This is a genomic window from Mucilaginibacter angelicae (assembly GCF_042434235.1).
GTDB classification, from domain to species: domain Bacteria; phylum Bacteroidota; class Bacteroidia; order Sphingobacteriales; family Sphingobacteriaceae; genus Mucilaginibacter; species Mucilaginibacter angelicae.
The window spans coordinates 170,686-195,924 of the sequence record NZ_JBHLTS010000018.1 but is presented as its reverse complement, the minus strand read 5'-3'; the positions used below and the strand labels follow the sequence as shown (position 1 = coordinate 195,924).

The following is a 25,239-nucleotide window of genomic DNA, read 5'->3' as shown; positions in this document are numbered from 1 at the left end:
TATTTCAAAGTTGGGCATCTGGCTTAAGTAACATGCAAGTGTATGCACGCTACTTACCACGTATTTATACGCAATCGCCCCACGTATAAATACGTGGTAATGAATGGGTTAAAAGAACACAAAACCTTTAAATTTTAATAAAAACGAGGTTTTGCAGTCCATAAGCCTGGCGTTATGACGTACTGATTTTTAAAACTGCATAAATCATACAACGCGGATAATCAGGCTAAACGCAAACAGCATATTTATCTGATGTTCAAACATATATCTAAAAAATGGCATACTATCCTAAAGGATACCGGTATCCTTTAGGATAGTAGTATCTTTTTGATAGTTAAGTAAGGTAGTTTTGCTTTCACAAAATATAGAGCAATGAAAATATTACATCTCATCAGCAGCCCGCAGGGCGAAGCATCATTCAGCGTAAAATTAGGCAATGCCATTGTTAACGAATTACAATCGGCCCATCCGGATCATACTTTAACCACTCACGATTTAACAGCCACGCCATTTCCGCACCTGGAAGAAGCGCACCTAACTTCTTTTTATACCCCCGAAGAAAAAAGGACGCCTGAGCTTGTTGAAGCCGTTAAACACTCAGACGAAGCCATTGCCGAGCTGATGGGTGCCGACGCCATAGTGATCGATACCCCTATGTACAATTTCGGGATCCCATCAACCTTAAAAACATGGATTGACCATATTGCCCGCGCAGGTAAAACTTTCAAATACGATGGAAAAGCGCCCGAGGGGTTGGTTAAAAATAAAAAAGTATACCTGGCCATTTCATCAGGGGGCGTTTATTCAGAAGGATTTATGAAAGCTTATGACTTTACTGAGCCTTATTTAAGAGCAGTATTAGGCTTTATGGGAATGACGGATATTAAAACCTTCAGGGTTGAAGGTGTAAAAGTGCCTGGTTTACAGGAAACAGCTTTGGACAAAGCGATCCAGGCTATCGAACTTTAATTTAAACAAAAACGGGAGGTTAAACCTCCCGTTTTTGTTTATGTTTTTTATCCTTTAGATCTTCACAGCAAAGCTATCCGTTAAAACAGATGTATGTTCGTCTTCATCGGCAACTGTATAATAATCTCCGGTTAGTGTAAGTCTCCTGTTGTTGCGTTCGAGGCTTATTTTTAAAAAGCCATGCCTGGAATCGCAGTTCTTTTCAAGGCTCACACCATCAAACCGTGAATCTTCAGCAGTAAAGCCTTCGTTATCTGTTAAAGCAATGGGGTGCAATTCGTCAAAGCCTCCTGTACCGGCTACAATGTAAGGTACTACAGTTAAATCATCATATTGTTTACTGAAACGCTGGTAGTTATGCACATGTCCGCTAAAAACTATATCTGGCCGGATGCCGGTTTCTGCAAAAACGCCTTCTAAAAAATCAATCATCGGCAAACTGGCCCCATGATTAATATCGGCCGAATATGGGGCATGGTGCATACAAAGGATAACAGCTTTATCAGGCCGCTGCAGATCGGCCGATCTCAGCTCCTCCATAAACCATTCCCGCTGTTCGCGGGTAACAACGCCGTATTTAGGTACATTGGTATGCAAACCGATGATAGTTGCCAGCGGGGTATCCATTGTCCAATAAATATTGGGCTGCGGCATGCTTTTGCGGTCTAATTTGCGGCTCAGCGCTACCGGGCGTGAAACGGTATCGCAAAACACGGTTGTAAAAGCATCAAGACTTTGATACGGCATTGCAGCAGCCGGATTTACATCACTATCGTGATTGCCGGCTATGGCGAATATCGGCCCCGGATACAGGCTGTAAGGTTCAAAAAACTGATCGTAATAGTTTTGGGCCTCGCCGTAGTTGTAAACAACATCGCCCAAATGGTATAAAAACTTAGGCTTATCGGCCCCTGAAAGCGATTTATATTGAGCGGCCATTAAAGCCGCTATACGCCTTTGTGAACCGGGGTTACGGATACTGCCGGTATCGCCCACCATATGAAAAACCATTTTATCATCAGCAATACCGGTTACCACATCATGTACAGATAAATGATATGGATAATTGCCGGATGGATCGGGCAGCGGCTGAAATTTATAGCTGTCATCCGGCTGATCTTTTTTGATAACCGGGCTGGTGTGCTTTAATGAAGAAATTAAAATCATTTGCTCCATGATACCCACAAAATTACGCAACTTAATATTAAGGCAGGGTTAAATTGGGGTTTTATGTTTACAAAAGATGAACAAGGTTATTCATTTAAAGCCTACTTATGATTGTCAAAAGAACTCATAAGATAATTCATCAGCCTGATGACTATTGAAGTGTTTACCTTTACCGAATGAAAAACTACAAAATAATCTTATCTGCAACCCTGCTAACCTTATCGGCATGTAGTGTTAACAATGTAAAAAACACATCTGCCGGTTCCGATTCTGCTAAAAATCAAAGCCCTGCTATTACTGTAAGTACAAGCCTGTTTGCCAAAATGCAAATAAAGCCCACCATCAAAGTTGGCGATCCTGTCGAGCTAAAATTCACGGTTTATAACGATGCCGACACCGGCCGGCAATTTTGCAAATGGCATACACCATTTGAGCCGCTCATGAGCAAATATCTCGACGTTAAAGACGCAAGCGGACAGGAAATGTTATACAAAGGCGCCATGGCTAAAAGAATGATGCCGCCTCCGGCCAGCAGCTATATTAAGGTTAATCCTAATGATAGCTTATCAACTACTGTCGACCTGCTAAAGGCTTATGATATCAGTAAACCATCAAAATATACTGTAATTTATGTGGGGCAAAATATGAGCGGGCTTACAGTGAAAGACAGTGTTGAGTTTGTTTATGGCGCGCATTAAACAATCGCAAGTAATTTCCCTTTCAGGGGGTTAGGGGGCCACAGCCTTCATTTTTGCCAACGCTGTTTTAGCCACCGTTAAAGCATCCTGCGCATAATAACTTTTATTGAAAACCTCGAACGAGATCACCAATGGCCGTTCGGGGTTTTTAACTATTTGCAGGATCTGTTTAAGCGGGGCAATACCATCACCGCAATAGATCCTGTCGGGTTCGGAAATTTGCTCAGGACTGATGCCTGCTGGATAATCGTTCACGTGAAAAATATCCAATGCATGGTGCCCAACATAGTTCAGGCTCTCTACAGTCGACTGGCCTTTAAAAACATGGAACACATCCAATAGCATACGGGCATTAGGGTTGCTGCATTGAGTTGCTACATAAAGTACCTGGCTTATATGTTTTAAATTTTGTGATCCGCCCCACATTTCCAGTTGAGGCATAACCCCTGCCTGCTCACCCATTTTCAGGATGGTAAGGTACCGTTCGGTAATCACATCCAGATCAAGAACCGGGCCTTTAGTCATTCCGGCTGGTGGGGCTGCTATCCGATGACAGCCTATCTGTGCCAGCATTTCCATTTCCTGCTGCAATTGTACCAGCGCTTTTTTGCGGATAGCCTCGTCATCGGCCAGCCATTGGGCAAAGCCTATGGCATCTTCAATTTTAAGCCCCAACCCGTCGATGATCTTTTTGGCTTCGCTTAATGAGCCGCCGCCCTGCAGATAGGTTTGCAGGGTGTCAATCCAGATCTCAACCGAAGTAAAGCCGGCTTTGGCAGCCACCTCAAGTTCCTTAACAAAGCCAAGGTTATGACCGCGGATAGTACTCATGTTTAACGAGTAAACAAAGCCGCTGCCTGCTTTGGGGGCTATCGGTGCTGCTACAGCTTCTGCTTCGCCCAACACTGCTGCACCTGTGGCTAAACCTATCGCTTTTAACACTTGTCTGCGGTTTAAATTGTTCATATACTAATCTTTTAAACCTTTCAGATAGGCAATGGTAACCGGCAACTGTTCGCTATACGACGGACTTTCATCCTCAATAAAATAATGCTTGATCCCGGCCTTTTTTGCAACTTTCAGCACCCCGGGGATATCAATTTGGCCTGTGCCTAAAGCCACATCATTTTTAGTATCGGTACCGCCGGTAAGGTCATTAGCTATCCCCTTGCGGATATCTTTCAGGTGCATCAGCTTCATTCGTGACGGATACTTGTTGATCAAAGCAGCAGGATCCTGCCCGCCATGGAACGACCACAAGATATCTATCTCGAACGAAACATATTTAGGGTCGGTATTTTGGGCGATATAATCGAACAGCGTGCCATCGTTATAAGTACCAAACTCGTAACCGTGATTATGGTAACAGAATGTTAAACCTGCTTCGCTCAGGATCTTACCAACACGATTAAAATCGGCAGCGGCTTTTTTAGCATCATCTAAAGTAAACTCTTTACCATGCGGAATCCAGGCCACCATCACATATTTGGCGCCCAGTATTTTGGCCTGTTTAATCACACTGCCCGGATCATTAACAATAGCATCATACCCAGCCCCGGTTGATGGGATGCTGATGCCCCGGTCATCACACATCTTCCTGAACTCTTCGGGCGGCATCCCTTTTGGCCCCTCGCCTTCAATTTCTGTAATACCCAATGATTTAATGGTATCCAGCACAGCAGCCGTAGCTTTGGGCATACTGCTGCGAAACGTGTATGCCTGCACACCAATTGGGGAGGTAAACAATGGTTTGCCTTGTGCTGAGGCTTTATGCTGCCCCAAAGCCATGGCGGCTAAAAGGGCTATAAGAATGGGTGATTTTTTCATGGTTTTTGAAGATAAAAAATGCGTCATTGCGAGGTACGAAGCAATCCCCGATTAGCAGGTTCGCTCTGTAAAGTTCGCGATTGCTTCGTACCTCGCAATGACGTTATTAACAATTAAAACTACTCAACAAATTGAATATCCTTCAGGTTTAAAATACCATCGCTTGGTTTAGAATGTTTTATGGCGAAGAAATATACATCATGCTTTCCGCTCACCGGTTTGTTCAACTCACCAGTCACTTCGCCGGTTTTATCCCATGCACCTGTTGTTTGGTAGGCTACTGAACTGATCACCGGCCCGGCCTGCGAATCTATTCTCACCTCTATCTCGCCGTCATAATCCTTCGACGCGTATTTGTAAGCAAACTTACTGATATTGGTCAGGTCGATATTCCTGAACAGCACGTACGATTTATGGTTTCCTGCAGATAGGTCATTCTTAAACCGGTTAAAGCCTTTCAACTCATCGGCATAAACAGCTTTAACAGCCGAGTTTCGCAAAACCACCATATCCGTAGCCTTCAGCGGACCAACAACTTTACCGCCTTTATCGGTATAAGAAGCCAGCAGGGTATACTCGCCACGCGGTTCGGCATCATTAAATTTCAAATTAAGCGTACCCGTTAATGGCAGTGGCAAAACGGGGCTCTTTTTATCAGTAAGCGAAAAAATGTATTTCACAATCTCCCGCGTATCGGCGCCTGATAGTTGCGGGTGAGCGCTCATCACATGCTCGGTACCCCAACTACCTGCGCCACCCGCAATTATCTTTTTGGAAAGCTGATCAATAGCCCCCTTTTGTGTTTTGTAACGATTGGCAATAGCCATAAAGCTTGGCCCCACAGCAGTTTTGTTAATGGTGTGGCACGATTTACAATCGCTATTGGCTATCAATCCTTTGCCCGGATAACTCACCTCGGTAGTTGACAAAGCTGTAAGGCTTTGCGTAGTGCTATTGGCCGATGGCTGCGGATTGTAGATATAAAACAGTTTTACCTTTTTAGGATCGATCTTCCCGTCTTCCTTGTCGGTAACTACCACATGATATTTGAAAGGCTTTCCTTTCCAGATGAATGATTTGTTATCGGCGCTGGCAATGGTGATCTCCGGTTTGGTGTTTCCAACCTTAATTACCACAGTATCCCGGCCGGTTAAGCCACCTTTATCGGTTACCTTTAAAATGGTTTTATAAACGCCGGGTTTAGTAAAAGTATAACTCGCTGATGGTGTAGTAGCGCCAACGGTTTTGCCATCAAACAGCCATTGATAAGTAATTTTGTCATCATCATCTAAATCCTTACTGTTTTGGCTGCTGAAGCTTACTTTAAGCGGGGCCTGCCCTGCTATTTCCTTTTTAGCCGGGAACTCTTTTAGTTCTACGGTTAAAAATTTGGTTTTGGCAAACTTGTTAAATGCAGCCGTATCAGTAATGCTGGCTTTTGCTATAGGTGCACGGTTGCCGGTATTGTATTCTATCTTAACCAAACGGGCATCCTCATTTTGAGCACCGTAAACCGAGCCATACTCTAACATATATAATTCACCATCCGGGCCAAACTCCATATCAATCGGCCGCCTGAAATCACCGTTGGCAGGCATGAAGGCTTCGTTACGCAAGTAGTTTTCGTCCTTATCAAAACGCAGGTCAATTACCCAGTTACGCATCCAGTCGGCCACAAATAATGCCCCGTCATAATATTCGGGGAATTTATTGGGGTTTTTAATATTCTTATCAAACTCATAAAAATCACCGCCAATAGCACAGCGGCCGCCCATACCCAATTCAGGAAACTCATCCGAAGCGGCGTAAGGGTACCAGATCATGGCAGGCATGGCAGGCGGCAGCACATTAAGCCCGGTATTATTAGGCGAATTATTTACCGGTGCTTTAGGGTCAAAATTTGGCCCCGGTTTGGCGTTCACAAAATCCCAGTGCGAGTAGGCAAAATTATTGCCCACAAAATATGGCCAGCCAAAGTTACCGGCTTTACGGGCCTGGTTAAACTCATCGTACCCGCGAGGACCGCGCGGCGAATCATTACCTGCATCGGGCCCAATCTCGCCCCAGTATAAAACCGATGTTTTGGGGTTTACCGCAATCCGGTAAGGGTTACGGCAGCCCATTACATAAATTTCGGGTTTGGTTTTGGCAGTGCCTTTGGGGAAAAGATTTCCTTCGGGGATGGTGTAAGTTCCATCAGCTTCGGGATGGATGCGTAAGATCTTTCCCTTAAAATCATTGGTATTGCCCGCGCTGCGTTGCGCGTCAAGGCTATAATGTTCCGTACCGGGGCGCTCATCCAGCGGTGCATAACCATCGGAAGGGAACGGGCTTGAGCTATCACCCGTAGACAGGTACAGGTTTTTATCCTTATCCCAGGCTAATGAACCACCGTGATGCGCACCGCTAACCTTTTGCACAGGCACTTTAAACAAAATCTTTTCCGATTTGAGGTCGAGCACATCCGCCGGACTTAACTTAAAGCGTGAAAGCTGAAAATTAAGCGGCTCAATGGTTTGCCCGGCAGGCATATAATAGATATAAACAAACTGGTTCTTATCAAAATCAGGATCAAGCGTGAGACCGATTACGCCTGTACCTCCTTCATAAGTGATCGGGAATTTGTGGATCACCTTAAACTTACTGGTTTTGGTATTATAAACCGAAAAATTGCCCATCAGTTGGGTAAAAAACACACGGCCATCCTTAGCAGCAGCCAGTTCCATGGGCGAGGCAATATTACTCACCAGCACAGTCTTTATAAAACGGCTTTGATCGGGCGCTACTTTGGAGTATGATTTACCATAATCGAGCGGTTTACCATTGCCCATGGCGTATTTAATGCCACCAAGCAACTGCCCCAAAAACAGCGGATCGCTATAGCTTTCATCGGTATGGCCGCAGCCTGTGTAAAATGCCCGGCCGCCGTCAAATTCATGATACCAGGTTATAGGATGATTAGCACCGTTGGTACCGCCATCATAGGTATTTTCATCAAGACTTGCCAGCACATGAATACCGCTGTAAATGGATTTGTAATTATACCATTCGTCAGTTCGCTCCCACCTTGAAGGCAGGTTGGCTGTGGCCGGCTGGCTTTTATCGGTTACATCAATCGTAGCCTTGCGGATATTTGAATTATTGGGGTGGCTTGAAAAATAGGCACCAACCAGTTTGCCGTACCATGGCCAGTCGTACTCAGTATCGGCAGCAGAGTGCACGCCCATAAAGCCGCCTCCTGCCTGGATATAACGCTCAAAAGCCGCTTGCTCAACGGCGTTAAGCACGTTACCTGTGGTACAGTTAAATACTACGGCCTGATACTTTTTAAGGTTATCGTCATTAAAATTGGCAGCATTGGTGGTAGTATCCACATCAAAGCCGTTCTCGTTACCTAATTTTTGGATAGCCGATATCCCGAAGGGGATACATGAGTGGTGCCAGCCTAAAGTTTTGGAAAATACCAGCACACGTGGCTTATCAAATGGTTTTTTAAAGGAATAAAGCAGGAAAGTTAATCCTGTCAAAAAAACGAAGGTGAGTTTTGTTTTTAATGACATGTTTGAGGTTATTATTGGTTTACATTTTTGCTGACAGCAATCAAAGCGGCATTAACTCTTTGCCTTGCTAAAAGGATTTATGTACAAGGCAAAAAAATATAAATGCAGTACTGCTAAAAAGGGCTGTTCAAACAATTGGCTTACACAATAATACCATTTAAAACATTCACCGTGTATTAATTACACTTTTATTTTAGGTGGGGATGGATTTGTAATTGAATTGTTACTGCTGTAAAATTTAATTGTAGAGACGCATCACATGCGTCTCCCGCATGCAAACAATTTGAATTAACGATTTGCATACGCCTTGTCCTATGTTAGACGCATGTGATGCGTCTCTACAAACAAGAGATCATAAAACCAACGAACCCCACAGAAACTTATCTGCGGGGCTCGTACTAACCATTACAACCCAGGGCACATCAACTAACAACATGCCCCATGATCTTTAAATGCCGGGTGCTACATCTTCGTAGTACTCAGGTATTATAGCTTTCTGAATCAGGGTATCCCTGTGTTTTTCGAGCAGCTTTTTCCACCAGAACTGGTATTTACGAGGATATACCACCCTATCCTTATAGTCACGTTTACACAGGCCCTCGTATGAGAGCAGCTTGTTCATAACCTGGCGCGAATGGTCAACCACCATGTGCGATTTAGGTGTGTACCCCATAAGCCTGTTGATCTCGCGGTTGGCTTTGCCAAGCAGTATCAGCTCAAAAATTTGAATGTGAAAGGTTGAAAATCCTTTTGTTCTCAAAAACGGACGGTGAAATGTTGCTGACTCTTTCATAAAAAAATAGCTTAGGTTAAAAAATCCATGATTACTCTGTTTTTACCACTGTAAATTCTGTGCGTCGGTTAAGTTGTCTGCCTGCGGGGTTGTCTTTGCCGTTAGGCAATGAGTTAGGTGCTACAGGCATACTTTTTCCGTATCCTTTGGCGTAGATGCGCTCAGATGTTATCCCCTGGCTTATAATATAATCCACGCATGCCTGCGCCCTGGCCTGCGATAGCTTGATGTTGTATTTTACGCTACCTATCGAATCTGTATGCGCACCAAGCCTGATAATTAGCTTAGGGTTATCCTTCATGATGGTCACCAGCCCGTTAAGTACTGTTTTTGATTCGGGCCTTAGGGTTGCCTTGTTGAAATCATATAAGATATTATTGATCACAATAGGCTTATCTTTTTCAAAGGCCTGCAGGCAGATCTCTGCATTGTACAGCGTATCGTTGCTCATTTGGCCGCTTGCAGGGATAGGCAGCACTTTAGTGAAATAGCCAGTTTTTTCGAGCTTTAAATTGTATGGCCGTTTTGATGTTACTTTAAAAGCATATTTAGCATCTGCACCGGTGGTTACTTCCTTAAGGGTTTGCTTGGTCAATGAATCGATAAAGCTCACTTTAACCCCCGGCAGCGGTTTGTGGGTTTCGCAATCGGTAACTATGCCTGCCAAAACAAAGCTTTTGTTATGCACTTCAAACAGGTTCAGGCAGCAATCTGATTCCCTGTCCGAGCTGATGTACCATTTGTTGGTATCTTTGTTATCAGGCATAAAATACAGGTCATCCTTGGCCGAGTTCATCGGATAGCCCATGTTTACCGGTGTGCTCCAGTTGCCGATATCACCTTTACTTTCAAAAAAGTCAAAGCCGCCCAAACCAATAAAACCTTTCGAGCTGTATATCAATCTCTTTTCATCGGCATTATAATAAGGTGCCTGCTCATCGCGGTCGGTATTGATGGTGTTGCCCAGGTTCAGGGCGTTTGTAGCTTCTCCGTCATCACCCAAATCACTTACCCAAATATCATCGCCGCCAAAACCACCGGGTTTGTTTGAAACAAAGAACAGTTTCTTACCATCGGCAGAAACAAACGGTTGTATGGCGTTGTAACCATCGGCATTAACATTGCTGCCGAGTTTATGCAGCGGCTGCCAGCTGCTATCCTGCTTTTGGGTAAAATAAATACTATGGTAAACCTTGCTTCCTTCCTTATACCAGCGGGTTAGGTACATCCGCTTGCCATCAGGCGTCAATGATGGTGTTCCGTATTCGGCATCTTTTTTGGCATCGTTATCCTTTAAAGTAATTACCTGTGGTTTAAGGCCACCGGCAGCATTGGCCGTGTAAATGCGGTTGATATGTTTTTTATCATCCTTTGCAAAGCGCGATGAAGTAAACATATAGTTATCACCTGTTTGAAGCAGTGCGTAATCAGATCCGTCCGAGTTCCAGTCGCCTTTTAGTTTTACAACCTCCAGCAGCTGCGGGTATTTGTATTGTTCTTTAGCGAAGGTGCAGTTAGCTATTTCCTTATTGGCGATAGCTTTGTTTTCGTCAGTTTTATCATAACCTGTGTTAAACAGCTGCAATTCGGTGATGGCATCATCAAAACGCTGTATGGCCCGGAGGCATACCCCATGCCAAAGCCTTGCGAGCGGATATGTGGCCGCATCCGGCGCATCGATGGTCTTTTTATACCAGCCCTCGGCCTCAATATAATTTTCATACAAACGGTATGATTCGGCCAGCCTGTAGCTCACATAAGTAGCATCAGATGGTTTATCCTTTTTAGGGGCCTTGTTCATGGTTTGAAAAGGCACCTCCTTATTTTGAAGCAGGTGCATACCTTCGGCAACCTTACGGTAATAAAAGGCAGCTTCGTAATAGTCCTTATCCGCAAATGCCCTATCGCCCAGGTTACGAAAATCCTTACCGTACTGGCCAAAACACGTCAGGGTAATGGCCGATAAGAAAATAGTTATAATTATAGCTCTCATAGTTAAGCGATTAAAGCCTTGGACAAACAGGTTCAGGTTCCTGCACGCGTTTGCGGAATACATAGCTCAGCGATAGTTCAAAACCACCATTACCACCTGTGGCACGGTTTAAGGATGAAGTGTTAACATCGTAACTGGCGCCTATAATGAGGCTTTTTACGTGGTAACCTACATCGGCAACGGCAGCATCTTTAAAGCGGTAAAGGAAACCCAGGATGAGGCCATTATCATTCTGAAATTTAAATTCAGAGTAAGCGCCCAAACCTTTTATATCCGCGCCTTGCTGTTTGATATAAACAGCATTTGGTGTAAGGTCAAAAAAGTCAGAAGCCTTGATCTTGAAGCCGCCATGAACAGTATAGCGTAGAGGAATCTTCCCGCCGGATGTTGCAGAAAAGGCGTCTTTAGGCCGGGACAAGTGACCTACACTTATACCACCAAAGGCATTAACATCTTTGAAGGGATCACCATCGTAATAAAAGATCCCGGCGTTGGCATCAAATACGGTGCTATTGGTGGTATTGAAGTTTTCAAAGCTCGGCATGTTCGGGTCAAAACCACCTATTGGGGTATACTGGCTGCCAAACTGCAGCTTGTTCATATCAAAACTACGATTGATGATCCCCGCCTGTACACCAAAGCTTAAACGCTGGTTTCCATCAGCCGAAATAGAGATAGCATATCCCAAAGCACCATAGGCGCTCAGGTAATTGAAGCTATGCCCACCAGAGGACTGATCAAGGATATTTACGCCAAGGCTTAGCTTATCAGTTGCGCGCATATCGGCAGATATAGCTGCCGTTTGATAGGCGTTATTGATAGTTGCCCACTGGCTTTTAAAGTTTGCGTTCACGCGCGAATCGCCATTAATAACTCCGGTTAATGCAGGGTTGAGCCATAAGGGGTAAGCGTAGTACTGTGAAAAATGCGGATCAACCTGAGCTGATAACCGCCCTGCTACCACAATAAGCAATAGCAGGGTTACAATTGTGATTTTATTTCTCATCGTAGTAGATTGATAGTTCCTTTTCTTTTGATCACTTCTCCGTCGTTTAGCGTGGCCTCAACGTAGTACACATATACACCCACCGGCTGCGCCTTACCTTTATAAGTTCCATCCCATCCGGCCGACTGATTGGTAGATTTGAAGATTAACCCACCCCACTGATCATATATCGACATGTTCATGCCTTTGATCACGGTGCCAAATACCAGGAACGTATCGTTATTACCATCGCCATTAGGGCTAAAGGCATTAGGGATAAATATGCTGTTACCAAGCGGATTGATTGTTGTACCCGTTACTGCCGCCGAATTATCACTCAGCTCGCAACCCGATGTGCCCAGTGCCCTTACCACTATCGTAGCGCTTTGCAATGGCTGCAGATTATCAACCTTATAGGTAAGCGCGGTGCCTACACTACTGAAGGTTGAACCATTGTTCAGGCTTATCTCATAGCCAGTTGCACCGGTTACGGCCGCCCAGCCAAAGGTTATGCTCACCGGCGTGGTTTCAGTAACACTAACTGATGGTGTCGAAAGCTTCTGTAATACCTGTACAGTTACCGATGTACGTGTACCGGAATTACAACCGCCGCTGTTTGAAGCCTCGGCATAATAGGTAGTAGTTTGGTTTAGTGCCGGGGTAGTAAAGCTATCGCCTGTAGCCAGTGCTGTTCCGCCGGTTGCATTAGCATACCACTTAATGGTAATATTAGCAGTACTATTTACAGTAAGTGTAGCTGTGCTGCCCGGACAGATCCCTGCATTTGGCCCGCTTACTGTAGGCGCAGTTGGGGCACCGAGTATAGTTACTGTAGCAGATGTCCTGGCAGGAGAACTACAGCCTGTAGCATTCACAGCTTCGGCATAATAAGTTTTGCTGGCTGTTAACGAAGGCGTGGTAAAGTTTGTACCTGTGTAAACCGGCGTACCGCCTGTTGCCGCTGTGTACCAGTTATAACTAAAGCCTTGTTGTGGGTTTGAGATACTTAACAATACCTGCGAACCACCACAGGCGGTTTGAGCGCTGTTAACCAGCAGCGGTGTTGACGGTGGTGCCGAAATAGTCACCTGAACAGTTGCGGCCGATGAGCTGGCACATGATCCGTTGCTGGCGTCAACATAGAAAGTTGTGTTTGCCTGGATAGGATCAGTTGTATAGGTTGAACCGGTAAACAGCAGATTGGTGCGGGCTGCATTGCTATACCATTTGTAAATGATATTGGCCTGCGGCGATTGTACCGATAAGGTGGCCGTATTTCCGGCGCACACTGGTACATTAGCCAATGTTGGCACCGGCGTATTTGGCTGCGGAACAATAACCACATTTACCGCCAGCCTCGCCGAAGCATTACAGTTCTGGCTGTTTGAAGCCTGTACGTAATAAGTGGTATTGGCCGATAATACCGGTGTTGTAAATGCTGTGCCAGTATATAGCGAGCTGCCACCGGTTGCTACATTATACCAGTTGTAAGTAGTACCCGCATCAGGGTTACTGATGTGAATTGTAGCCGCACTGTTTTGACATACAGACAGATCGGCCGCTACTACCTGAGGTGTCGGCGTTGTAGTATTGCCTATAGTTACCTGCACCGCGGTACGTGTAGTTGAAGCACAACTTCCGGCGCTTACCGCTTCAACATAATAAGTTGTGGCAGCAGTAAGCGGAGGCGTTGTATAAGTCGCGCCGGTAAATATCGGTGAACCACCCGTAGCTGCCGTGTACCAGTTAAAGCTTACATTTTGCGTGGTACTGGTAGCTGTAAGCGCGATTGTACCGCCTGAACATACGGTGGTATTTCCACCACCCTGTGCTGTTACCGTAGGCGCGGTTGGTATTTGATTTACATTAATACTTACAGAAGTGCGACCAGTCGAGGTACAACCTGTACTATTCACCGCCTCGGCATAGTAAGTTACATTACCTGCCAGTGCAGGTGTGTTAAAGCTTGTACCGGTAAACAATGGTGTACCTCCGGTGGCCGCGCTATACCAGTTATAGGTAAAGCCTGCCTGCGGATTGGAGATATTTAGCGTTACAATGCTATTGATACAGGTTTGTACCGTACTGCCATTGGCAATTACCGGCGCTGATGGCGCAGCCTGGATGCTTACCTGCGCTATGGTAAGGTTAGCACTTTGACAGCCTGAAGCATTTACCGCAGCTACGTAATAAGTTGCATTAGCGGTAAGTGGCCCTGTTATATAGGTTGTGCCCTCAAACAGTTTGGTAGTTTGCGATGCTGTGCTGAACCACTGATAAGTGATACCCGCTACAGGCGACTGGATCTTCAACGTAGCCGGTGAACCCGAACAGATTTTCACGTTGTTGCTGGCCAGTATCGGATCGGCAGGCAATGGGTTAACCGTTACTTTTACCTGTGTACGTGCAGACGCATTACAATTGCCTGCTTGAGCGGCCTCTACATAATAAGTAGCATCTGCAGTTAAAACAGGCGTATTGAATTGTGTGCCTGTGTATAACAAAGTCCCTCCGGTTGCAGCGGTGTACCAGCGGTAAACCACACCTGTTACCGGGTTGGCGATGCTCAGGCTTGTTGATTCACCTTCGCATACATTAAGACCACCTGCACTGGCCTGTACAACCGGAGCAGTTGGTATAGGCTGCACGGTTATATCGGCACGGGCTCGGGTTGGGCTTGTACATCCTGAACTGTTTGATGATTCAACAAAGTATGATGCATCAGCAGTTAAGTTATTTATAGTAAATATCGGCCCGGTAAATACTGGTGCACCGCCGGTTGCAGCTGTATACCATTTGTAGGTTAAACCGTTAACCGGATTATTGACACTAAGTGTAGCACTACCGCCGCTGCATACATTAGTGGTAGCAGCGCTCAATACCGGAGCTGTAAGCGAATTGGTTACCGTTACATCAACAGCTGTACGTGCACCGTTATTTGAACAGCTTGTGGTAGCATTGGTTGCCTGCACATAATAGGTTGCATCTTGTGTAAGAGCCGCTGTAGTGTAAGTATTACCAGTCTTCAGTATAGTACCGCCGGTTGCAGTCGCAAACCATTGGTAATTAACACCTGCAACCGGGTTAAGTACGGCCAAAGTAGCGGTGCTGCCAGGGCAAACCTGTACATTGGCTGATTGCACACCAGGTGCCGCCGGACGAGGATTTACCGTAATGGTAGCTTTTGTACGCGATGGGCTTACGCAACTGCCATTGGTGATCTCGGCATAATAACTAACTGTAGCAATTGGCGTTGCCTGGTAATTAGCACCGGTAAACACTAATGTACCGCCGGTTGGCGCATCGTACCAGTTCACGGTTGTACCTGCCGCATTGGTTACCGAAAGTGTAACTGCATCACCCGAGCAAACCGATACTGCGTTTTGTGCAAGTATTGGATTTACCGGAGCAGGTGTTACGTTTGCCGTAGCCGCTACCCTGTTAGGGTTAGGGCAGCTGTTTGATGTACGGCTGCTTTCTACATAGAAATTAGTTGTAATATTTAAAGCAGCAGTAGTGTAATTATTGCCTGAGTGCAGCAAAGTACCTCCTACAGCTGCCGAGTACCATTTATAAGTTACACCTGCAACAGGATTAGCCACCGTAAATGTAGCTGTGCCGCCTGCACATATATTATCTGTTTTAGCAGTAAGCTGAGGTATTGGTACCTGCTTGGTTGCGTAATAGATATTTAAGGAGTTAAACAGTGATACTGTTGTGGTTAACCTCACCTCAACAGCATTGTAAGCAGCTTTCGGAACAAATTTCACCAAAGCTGTTTGGCCACCTGCAAGTATGGTTACCTTGATCAGTGTGCTGCTCAGCGCTATCCTGTCGTTATTATCAGTATTGCCATTGAACGAACCGATCTGCAGCTGACCTAATACACCTACTGATGCCAGATTAACCGGTACTTTTATTTTCACGGTCACGGTATCACCGGCAAGACCAGCATCGCCAAAAATCAGTTTCTGACCTACATAACCTACAGCGCCTACCCCAAGGTTAAGCTGGCTGAAGTTAACTGTATCGATATCTACAGCATTATCAGGATTTGTGACACCGCATAGTAAGCAGGCCACACCACTGGTAGTATTGGTTTGGGTGGATGCAAAATCGCACGAAGTAGAGAATACCGGGTTAACAATTACTGTAACTGGTGTACGTGTAGTGCTGATACAACCGGTTGCATTTGATACTGCTTCAACATAATAGGTTGTATTGGTAGTTAGAGCCGGAGTAGTAAACGTTGCACCTGTGTGAACCGGTGTACCACCTGTAGCAGTGCTATACCAGTTGAAGGTAACATTTGCAGTTGTTGAGCTGGCCGATAGCTGAGCTGTTTGTCCGGATGTGATCTGTCCGCCTACCGGAACTACGGTGATAGTAGGTGCAACCGGAGTTGGATTAACGATCACATCGGCCTTGGCGCGGCTGGCACTTATACAGGTACCGGTAGCAGCCTCAACGTAGTATGACATATTGGCGGTTAAAGCCGGAGTAACGTATTGTGCACCTGTATGTACTGGTGTGCCGCCTGTTGCGGTAGTGTACCAGTTAAAGGTAACACCAGGCTGAGTTGATGATGCAGTTAAAGTAACCGAAGAGCCAGAGCAGGTTTGTGTACTCGCCTGTGATACTGTTGGAGTAACAGGAGTAGCAGTTACGTTAGCAGTTACTTTGGTACGGGCACTGCTGCTGCACTGGCCTGCATTTGCTGCCTCAACATAGTATGATGTGGTAGCAGTTAGGGCCGGAGTAGTGAAGCTATTGCCTGTAGTTATAGGTGTACCGCCTGTTGCTGAAGCGTACCAGGTATAGGTAACGCCATTAACAGGTGTTACAGCAAAGGCAGCTGGCTGACCGGCACAAACTGTTGTATTTGGTACGGCCACAACCGGAGCAGCCGGTGGAGCAACAACATTTACCTGTACAGGTGTACGAACAGCCTGCGAACAACCGTCAGCAGTGCGGCTGGCTTCGGCGTAGTAAGTTGTTGAGGCAGTTAAAGCCGGTGTAGTAAAGGTAGCACCGGTAAATACTGGTGAGCCACCTGTAGCCGAGGTATACCATCTTACAGTCACGTTTGCCGGAGCGGTGGCTGTCAATGTAGCTTGAGTACCTGAGCAGGCAGTAACCGGTGAAGCTGCAATAACAGGCGCAGGAACTGATTGTGAAGCATCATAAATATTCAGGCTGCTGAACACACCGGCAAGAGCGGCGTTTAGTCTTATCTCTACCCTATCGAATGTGTGGGCTGCTTTAAATGCCACCCTGAAACGGCTGGTACCACTCAATAACTGAATATTGATCAGTGAGCCATTTATGCTGAAGTAATCATTATTAAAGGTTGAACCGTTATAAGTACCTATCTGAATTTGTGATAGCACACTTACGCTGGCCAATGTTCCGGGAACGCCTAACTCAACAATTACGCTGTCGCCTGCTATACCTGTATTGGCAAAGCGTAAAGTCTGGCTTGCGTATGCATTAAGTAATCCAACCGGAACCAGTAATTGCGAGAAAGTGTTGCGATCTGCATCAACAGATCCGGTAGCGTTCAGCACACCGCAACCTACGCACAGCAAACCGCTGGTGGTATTGGTTTGGTCGATAGCTGCATCGCAAGGTACAGGATTTGAGCCCTGCTGATTTACGGTAACTATACCGGTTGCCCTTGTGGCCGATTTCACACCGGTTGCCGGAATAGACGACTCGGCATAATAAATCGTATTGGCAAATTCGGGCGGAGTAGTGTAAGTAGTCCCTGTAAAGATGCTTGTGCCACCGGTTGGCGAGGTGAACCAGTTAAATACAGCTCCCGGCGTGGTTGATGATGCAGTGAACGAAGTAGTTTGTCCCGGACTAACCGTAGTAGTTGGCGGGGTTACACTTACATCAGGAATTACAACGGGTTGTACACTAATGATCACCGGGGTACGTGTTGCCGATACGCAATTGCCCAGTGCTGTGCCCGCGTAATAAGTTTTAGTAGCTGTTAAAACCGGGGTAACATAAGGGTTTCCGGTAAATACCAGGTTGCCGCCTGTTGGCGCGTCAAACCATTGTATGGTAGCACCATTGCTGGCAGTTGCATTTAAAGTAGCTGTTTGTCCGGCAGTGATGGTTACATTTTGAGCAGTAACTGTTGGTGCCGGCGGAGCATCGTCAACAATAACATTTACCGGGAACCTTACGGTTGATGCGCATGAGCCACGGCTGTACTCTACATAATAAGTGGTGTTGGCATTTAAAGCCGGGGTTGTATATGATGCACCGGTATGCACAACAGTACCACCAACCGGCGCATTGTACCAGGTAAATGTTCCGTTGGCAGGTGACGTAATATTGATCACCGCGCTGCTGCCTTTACAAATTTCAGGAGCAGTTGGGTTAAACACCGGTTTAGGGAATTGCTGTGCCGCGTAGTAAATGTTCAAAGGTGTGAGCAAGCTTGCAACCCCTGAGTTTATTTTTACGGTGATACGGTCATAAGCACCTGTAGCCGGAATATAAACCGCGTACTTGTTAGAGCTTCCTGCAAGCAGGTATACTTTAATTAATGCACTGTTTAGCGCAAGTGTTGAAGTTGGAGTAGCACCGTTAGCTAATGTCACCTGGATATTACCCAGAACGGCTGCACTTAACAAGCCATTAGGGTTTTGCAATACCAGTTTAATGTTATCGCCCGCAAAACCTGGCTGTTGGAACCGAAGTTCCTGCTGAGCGTATCCGCCCAATAAACCGGCTAATACATTAATGGTTGATGCTGTTGTAGTATCTGCATCGGTTGCAAGCAATTCATTGGTTACACCGCAGCCTAAACAAATACCATTTACCGTAACAGTTTCCTGGTTAGCAAATGTACAAGGAGCATTGGTATTGATAGTTACGTTAATGGTGATTGGCGTACGGCTGGCCGATGTACAGCCGGTGCTGTTAACCGCATTTACATAATAAGTAGTATTGCTGTATAATAACGGTGTTTGGAAGGTTGTACCGGTAAACACTGGTGTAGCAGCATTAGCTGATGTGTACCAGTTATAGGTAACACCTGTTTGTGTATTGGTAACCCCGATAGTTGTTTGCTGACCGGCAGCAATCGAAGTATTATTTGCCGATAAAGTTGGATTGGCCGGAAGCGGAACAACGGTAACATCGGCCTGGGTACGTTGGGCACTGGTACAGCCGCCCGCGTTCACTGCTTCTACATAATAGCTTGCATTGCTGTGTAAGGCAGCAGTTGTATAAGTTGGGCCTGTAAATACAGGTGTACCGCCGGTTGCTGTGGTATACCAGTTATAGGTATTTCCCGCAGCGGGACTGGTTACAGCTAAAGTGGCAACACTTCCGTCGCAAATGCTGACACTGGTGGCGTTAAGTGCCGGTGCTGTTGGCGGAGGTGCTAAAGTTGCTGTTACCTTGGTACGGGTTGTGCTGATACAGCTTCCGCCAGATACAGCTTCTGCATAATAGCTGGTGGTTGCGTTGATAGCAGCAGTTGTGAAACTGTTACCGGTGTGCACTAATGTGCCGCCGGTAGCTGCCGAGTACCAGTTATAGGTTACACCGGCAACCGGGGTTATATTGAACGAAGCTGTTTGGCCTGCGCATACGGTTACGTTAGGCGTAGCCACAACAGGCGCAGCTGGGATAGTAACCACATTGATATTAACTGGAGTACGTACAGCCTGGGTACAACCATCGGATGTACGGCTTGCTTCGGCATAATAAGTTGTTGACGCGCTAAGGGCCGGTGTAGTAAAGTTAGCACCTGTGCCTGCTACAGATCCGCCGGTAGCCGAAGTATACCATTTCACGGTTACGTTTGCCGGAACAGTAGCGCTGAGTGTAACCGGGGCACCTGAACATGTTGTTACAGGCGATACAGCGATGACAGGCGCAACTACCGATTGTGAAGCATCATAAATATTTAAACTGCTGAATACACCTGCAAGCGCTGCGTTCAGCCTAACCTCTACCCTGTCAAAATTATGGGTTGCTTTAAACGCTACCCTGAAACGGCTGGTGCCGCTTAGTAACTGGATATTGATCAGCGATCCGTTTACATTTGTATAGTCGTTATTAAATGTTGCACCGTTGTAGGTACCTATCTGAATTTGAGAAAGTACACTTACGCTGGCAAGTGTTCCGGGAACACCTAATTCAACAACAACGCTATCGCCCGCAAGACCAGGATTAGTAAACCTTAATGTCTGGCTGGCATAAGCATTTAGTAATCCAACCGGAACCAGTAATTGCGAGAAAGTATTCCTGTCGGCATCAACCGAACCTGTGGCATTCAGCACACCGCAGCCCACACATAGTAAACCACTTGTAGTATTGGTTTGATCGATAGCGGCGTCGCAGGGTACAGGACTTGATGCCTGTTGATTGATAGTTACTGCGCCGGGCGCTCTTGTAGTTGATTTTACGCCAGTGGCTGTTACAGTAGCTTCGGCATAAAAAGTAGTATTGGCAAATTGGGGTGGTGTAGTATAAATAGCACCTGTAAAGATGCTTGTGCCACCGGTTGGCGTAGTAAACCAGTTAAAGGTTACGCCTGGCGTAGTTGATGAAGCAGTGAACGAAGTTGTTTGCCCTGCGTTCAATGCAACTGTTGGCGGTGTTACCGATACAGTAGGTATCACGATAGGCTGCACGGTAATAGTAACCGGTGTACGTGTGGCCGATACGCAGCTGCCTAAGGCTGTTCCTGCGTAATAAGTTTTATTGGCAGTTAAAACAGGTGTTGTAAATGGATTACCTGTATGCACCAGGTTACCACCGGTTGCTGCATCATACCATTGTATGGTAGCACCATTGCTGGCTGTAGCATTTAATGTAGCTGTTTGTCCGCTGGTGATGGTTACGTTTTGGGCGGTAACTGTTGGCGCTGCCGGAACATCATCAACCAAAATAGTAACAGGGAATCTTACAGTACCGGTACAGGTACCACGGGTATACTCAATGTAATAAGTAGTATTGGCATTTAATACAGGGGTAGTATATGAAGTGCCGGTATGTACCGAAGTACCACCGGTTGGCGTAGTGTACCAGGTAAATGTTCCGTTAGCCGGCGAAGTGATATTAACTACCGCACTGCTACCTTTACAAATTTCAGGAGCAGTTGGGTTAAACACCGGTTTCGGGAATTGTTGTGAAGCATAATAGATATTAAGCGGCGTTAAAACACTTGCAAGGCCTGAGTTGATACTTATCGTGATGCGGTCATAAGCACCGGTTGCCGGGATATAAACCGCATATTTATTGGAGCTGCCTGCAAGCAGGAACACTTTGATCAGCGCGTTATTAAGCTGATAGCTTGCGGTAGTAGTTGTGCCATTGGCAAGCGTTACACCAATATTACCCAAAACAGCAGCACCTAACAAACCATTAGGATTTTGCAGTACAAGTTTGATGGTATCTCCGGCAAAACCTTGCTGTTGAAAACGCAACTCCTGCTGAACGTTCCCGCCAACTAAACCGGCCAGCACATTGATGGTTGAGGCCGTAGTTGTGTCCGCGTCCGTAGCCAAAGCCGGATTGGTAACGGTACAACCTAAACAAAGGCCATTTACCGTCATTGTTTGCTGATTAGCAAAAGTACAAGGTGCATTGGTATTGATGGTTACGGTAATAGTAACAGCAGTGCGATTGGCCGATGCACAGCCTGTAGCGTTGTTTACAGCACTTACATAGTAAGTTGTGTTATTATATAATAAAGGCGTTTGGAAGGTAGTACCTGTAAATACCGGTGCACCTGCATTTGCAGATGTATACCAGTTATAAGTAATGCCTGCCTGAGGACTGGTTACGCTGATACTTGTTTTTTGCCCGGCAGCAATAGACGAGTTTGCTGCAGATACTGTTGGATCGGCAGGAAGAGGTGTAACGGTAACGGTTGCCTGAGTACGCGCGGCGCTGCTGCAGCCGCCGGCATTTACAGCTTCAACAAAGTAAGTTGCATTAGCGGTTAAAGCGGCGGTAGTGTAAGTTGCCCCTGTAAATACCGGGGTACCTCCGGTTGCGGCCGCGTACCAGTTATAAATAGTACCTGCCACTGCTCCGCTTACCGATAAAGTAGCTACACCGCCACTACAAATGGTAACATTTGCTGCTGTAAGTGTTGGCGCTACCGGCGGCGGGGTAATATTGACAGTTACCTTGGTGCGGGCAGCGCTTGCACAGCTTCCGCCTGTAACTACTGCTTCGGCGTAATAGCTTGTAGCTGCGGTTATGGCCGGTGTAGTAAAGCTATCACCTGTGTGCAGTAATGTACCGCCGGTAGCGGCGCTATACCAGTTTATGGTAACGCCGGCTACACTGGTGGCGGTAAACGTAGCGGTTTGCCCTGAACAAACGCTAACAGTATTATTTGCTATTACCGGTGAGGCCGGTACGGCACTTACAGTTACAGTTACCTTAGTTCGGTCCGACTCGTCGGTACATCCGCTGCGCATAGCGGCAACGTAATAGGTTGCCGAAGCTGTTAAAACAGGAGTTGTAAAGGCTGCCCCGGTAAATACCGGCGATCCGCCTGTTGCTTGTGTATACCAGTGAAATACAGTATTAGGTACAGCGGTAGCCGTAAATGTTGCTGTAGTCCCGGTACAGATCTGTGCATCGGTTGATGCTACGTTATTTATTTTGATTACCGGTTTGGCAATTAATCGCTGAATCTCATATAAATCGAGGGTTGATAATACGTTGGCAACGCCTCCTAACCTCAGCTGTACCCTATCGAAAACTTTACCCGGTACAAAAGTGATCACTACTTTGCGCCTGTTATTAGTAAGATCGAGCAAACGAACCTGTAATAATGACGAACTTAAGTAGGTAAGATCATTATTATCGGTATTACCATAATATGTGTTTACCGATGAACCTGCCAGTAAACCAACCTGAATCAAGGCCTCCGGCACCGAAAGGGTTAACCGTACCGAGTCGCCAATTACCGACGGATTTGAAAATATTACTGTTTGCTGCGCGTATGCTCCCAATAAACCAACGCCGGCATTTAAGGTAGATGCCGTATTCAGATTTCCGTCGATAGCATTTTGCGGATTGACTACGCCTCCTACATTAAGTCCTAAATTCAGCAGTGCTGAAGAGATCCCATGCAATTCATCAATAGCAGTGTTACACACAGCAGGACCGGCGGTAGTAACAAATCCTTCATATAGATACAAACTGCTTAGCGCCCCTACCAGGCCACCGTTAAGCGTAACCCTGATACCATCGTAAGCTTGTGTTGGTGCAAAGCTTAATTCAACCTGGTTATTATTGCTTAATACCGATACCAGTGTTGCCGCCGAAACGGGAGAACCTACAGGCGTGTTACCATTATAAGCCTGTAGCGTTACCCCACCAAGCGCTGTCAAACTAAGTAAATTATCCCCGGTACCTAATTTAACCGTAACAGGGGTTCCGGCTGCTTTGGTACCACCCGGGAATGTAAGGGTTTGATAAGTTTGTGCAGCAACACCTACTGTTACATTTAAAGTAGAATAAGTTTGAAGATTACCATCAACAGCATTACCCGGATTAGTTACTGTACAGCCAAGGCACAATAAACCACCTGCTCCCGGTTGCTGGGCATTAGCATAAGTGCGCACTCCCAACGGATTTACCGGTGGTGTAGTTGTGGTACTCCCTATAGTAAGTGAAACTTTTGTTCTTTCTGACTCATCGGTACAACCTGTGCGCGAAGCCGATACATAATAATCGGTAGATGCTGTAAGCGCAAGTGTAGTATAGCTCGGCCCCGTAGCAACCGGCGACCCACCTGTTGCCTGCGTGTACCAATGGAATGTTGTGTTGGCAACGGCATTAGCGGTGAGTGTTGCCGTTGAGCCCGAATTGATCTGAGCTGTTACGCCAGGTGTATTATTAATTTTTGTTACGGGCCTCGGTATTAATCTAACTGCCTCGTAAAGATCAAGAGTTGATAAAACATTGGCTACGCCGCCAAGGGTAAGCTGCACCCGGTCAAAAACTTGAGTAGGCGCAAAGGTTATGGTAACCTTTCGCCTGTTATTGGTCAAATCGAGCAGTCGCAGGTTTAAGAGCGACGCATTTATTGCCGTTTGATCATTATTATAAGTATTGCCAAGATAAGTCGCTACCGAAATATTCGATAGCAATCCCACATCAATCAATGCCTGCGGTATGGATAAGGTCATTCGTACAGAGTCACCTATTACCGAAGGACTGCCATATATAACAGTTTGCTGAGCATAAGCCCCGAGTAACCCTACACCGGCATTTAAAGTAGATGCGGTATTAAGATTACCGTCGATGGCGTTCTGAGCATTTGCCACGCCTCCCACATCTGCGCCCAAACCCAACAAAGCCGATGATATGCCATGTAACTCATCAACAGCCATACCGCAAATGCCGGCGCCCGTGCCGCTGGTAAAGGCATCATATAAATAAGTATTTGCCAAAACACCGGCTAAGCCACCGTTAACTGTTACCCTTACCCTGTCATAAGCCTGGGCCGGTGTTATGCTTACCTCAACCTGGTTATTATTGCTTAGTGCAGTTAGCAATGTAGCGACAGCTACCGGGCTCCCGATAGCTGCATTTCCGTTATATGCCTGTAAGAAAACCCCTCCAAGGGCTGTAAGGCTCAACAGTTTATCGCCCGATCCTAATTTAACAGTGACCGGGGTACCTGATGATTTTGCACTTTGAAATATTAATTCCTGGTAAGTTTGTGCCGCAACGCCAACACTTACATTTATAGAGGAAAATGTTTGAACATTACCATCTGCTGCGTTTGCGGCATTCAGCACTGTGCAGTTTACACAGGCAACACCTGTTGCACCATGTTGTTCGGCATTGGCATATGTCCGTTGCGCTTGCGCATATTTAATATTAAACAATGCCAATAAAATAAATAACACTAAAAAAGCGTTCTTGTTAAAGGCGAGGTTTCTCATAAGGCATAGATATTTGAAATGACCTCGTAAAGCTAAACCAAGCCTATGCAATACAAAAAAGGCTTTTCATTCATTAAAAACCATCCTGGTCATATTATTCAGTATTGATACACATCTGTTCATTCTGTTTTCTCCGTTCATTATCTGTTCATTTTATTCATTAATGAAATACAACCTAACGGAATATCATTTTTCATAAAATATAAATCTATTTCCAATTAACATACGTATTATTGATCAAACAAAATATGTGAAAATATTTGTTTAGCCATGTATTAACAATGTCCCGTTACCCCAGGG

The 25,239-nt window shown here is 45.9% G+C and carries 10 protein-coding genes; 2 read left to right on the top strand and 8 right to left on the bottom strand.

What is annotated here, in order from left to right:
- Nucleotides 1-372 precede the first annotated feature (372 nt).
- The gene (locus ACFFGT_RS07045) at nucleotides 373-969 is read left to right on the top strand and encodes an FMN-dependent NADH-azoreductase (protein WP_377021810.1); all 597 of its coding nucleotides are present in this window, start codon (nucleotides 373-375) and stop codon (nucleotides 967-969) included.
- A 54-nt stretch (nucleotides 970-1,023) separates the two neighbouring features.
- Here the strand turns inward: ACFFGT_RS07045 and ACFFGT_RS07040 are convergent, their stop codons facing one another.
- Nucleotides 1,024-2,145, bottom strand: a complete 1,122-nt coding sequence (locus ACFFGT_RS07040) for a metallophosphoesterase family protein (protein ID WP_377021809.1) — start codon at nucleotides 2,143-2,145, stop codon at nucleotides 1,024-1,026.
- 167 nt (nucleotides 2,146-2,312) lie between these two features.
- On the opposite strand from ACFFGT_RS07040, the gene ACFFGT_RS07035 reads away from it, so the two are divergent.
- Nucleotides 2,313-2,834 carry a protease gene (locus ACFFGT_RS07035; RefSeq protein ID WP_377021808.1) on the top strand — a complete coding sequence of 174 codons (522 nt, stop codon included), beginning with the start codon at nucleotides 2,313-2,315 and terminating at the stop codon, nucleotides 2,832-2,834.
- Nucleotides 2,835-2,864: 30 nt separating this feature from the next.
- Here the strand turns inward: ACFFGT_RS07035 and ACFFGT_RS07030 are convergent, their stop codons facing one another.
- The 7 genes from ACFFGT_RS07030 to ACFFGT_RS07000 form a co-directional block, all read right to left on the bottom strand.
- On the bottom strand, nucleotides 2,865-3,800 hold the full coding sequence (locus ACFFGT_RS07030; RefSeq protein ID WP_377021807.1) for a sugar phosphate isomerase/epimerase family protein: 936 nt from the start codon (nucleotides 3,798-3,800) through the stop codon (nucleotides 2,865-2,867).
- Between the two features lie 3 nt (nucleotides 3,801-3,803).
- The gene (locus ACFFGT_RS07025) at nucleotides 3,804-4,661 is read right to left on the bottom strand and encodes a sugar phosphate isomerase/epimerase family protein (protein ID WP_377021806.1); all 858 of its coding nucleotides are present in this window, start codon (nucleotides 4,659-4,661) and stop codon (nucleotides 3,804-3,806) included.
- 119 nt (nucleotides 4,662-4,780) lie between these two features.
- Complete coding sequence (locus ACFFGT_RS07020) at nucleotides 4,781-8,221, bottom strand: ThuA domain-containing protein (protein ID WP_377021805.1); 3,441 nt, start codon at nucleotides 8,219-8,221, stop codon at nucleotides 4,781-4,783.
- A gap of 448 nt (nucleotides 8,222-8,669) precedes the next feature.
- Nucleotides 8,670-9,014, bottom strand: coding sequence for a hypothetical protein (locus ACFFGT_RS07015; protein ID WP_377021804.1), 345 nt, complete (start codon nucleotides 9,012-9,014; stop codon nucleotides 8,670-8,672).
- Between the two features lie 31 nt (nucleotides 9,015-9,045).
- Nucleotides 9,046-11,007, bottom strand: a complete 1,962-nt coding sequence (locus ACFFGT_RS07010) for an OmpA family protein (protein WP_377021803.1) — start codon at nucleotides 11,005-11,007, stop codon at nucleotides 9,046-9,048.
- A gap of 10 nt (nucleotides 11,008-11,017) precedes the next feature.
- Nucleotides 11,018-12,013, bottom strand: coding sequence for a PorP/SprF family type IX secretion system membrane protein (locus ACFFGT_RS07005; RefSeq protein WP_377021802.1), 996 nt, complete (start codon nucleotides 12,011-12,013; stop codon nucleotides 11,018-11,020).
- Nucleotides 12,010-24,939: an Ig-like domain-containing protein gene (locus ACFFGT_RS07000; protein WP_377021801.1), complete on the bottom strand. Its 12,930-nt coding sequence runs from the start codon at nucleotides 24,937-24,939 to the stop codon at nucleotides 12,010-12,012. The genes ACFFGT_RS07005 and ACFFGT_RS07000 overlap by 4 nt, the downstream gene beginning before the upstream one ends.
- Nucleotides 24,940-25,239 lie beyond the last annotated feature (300 nt).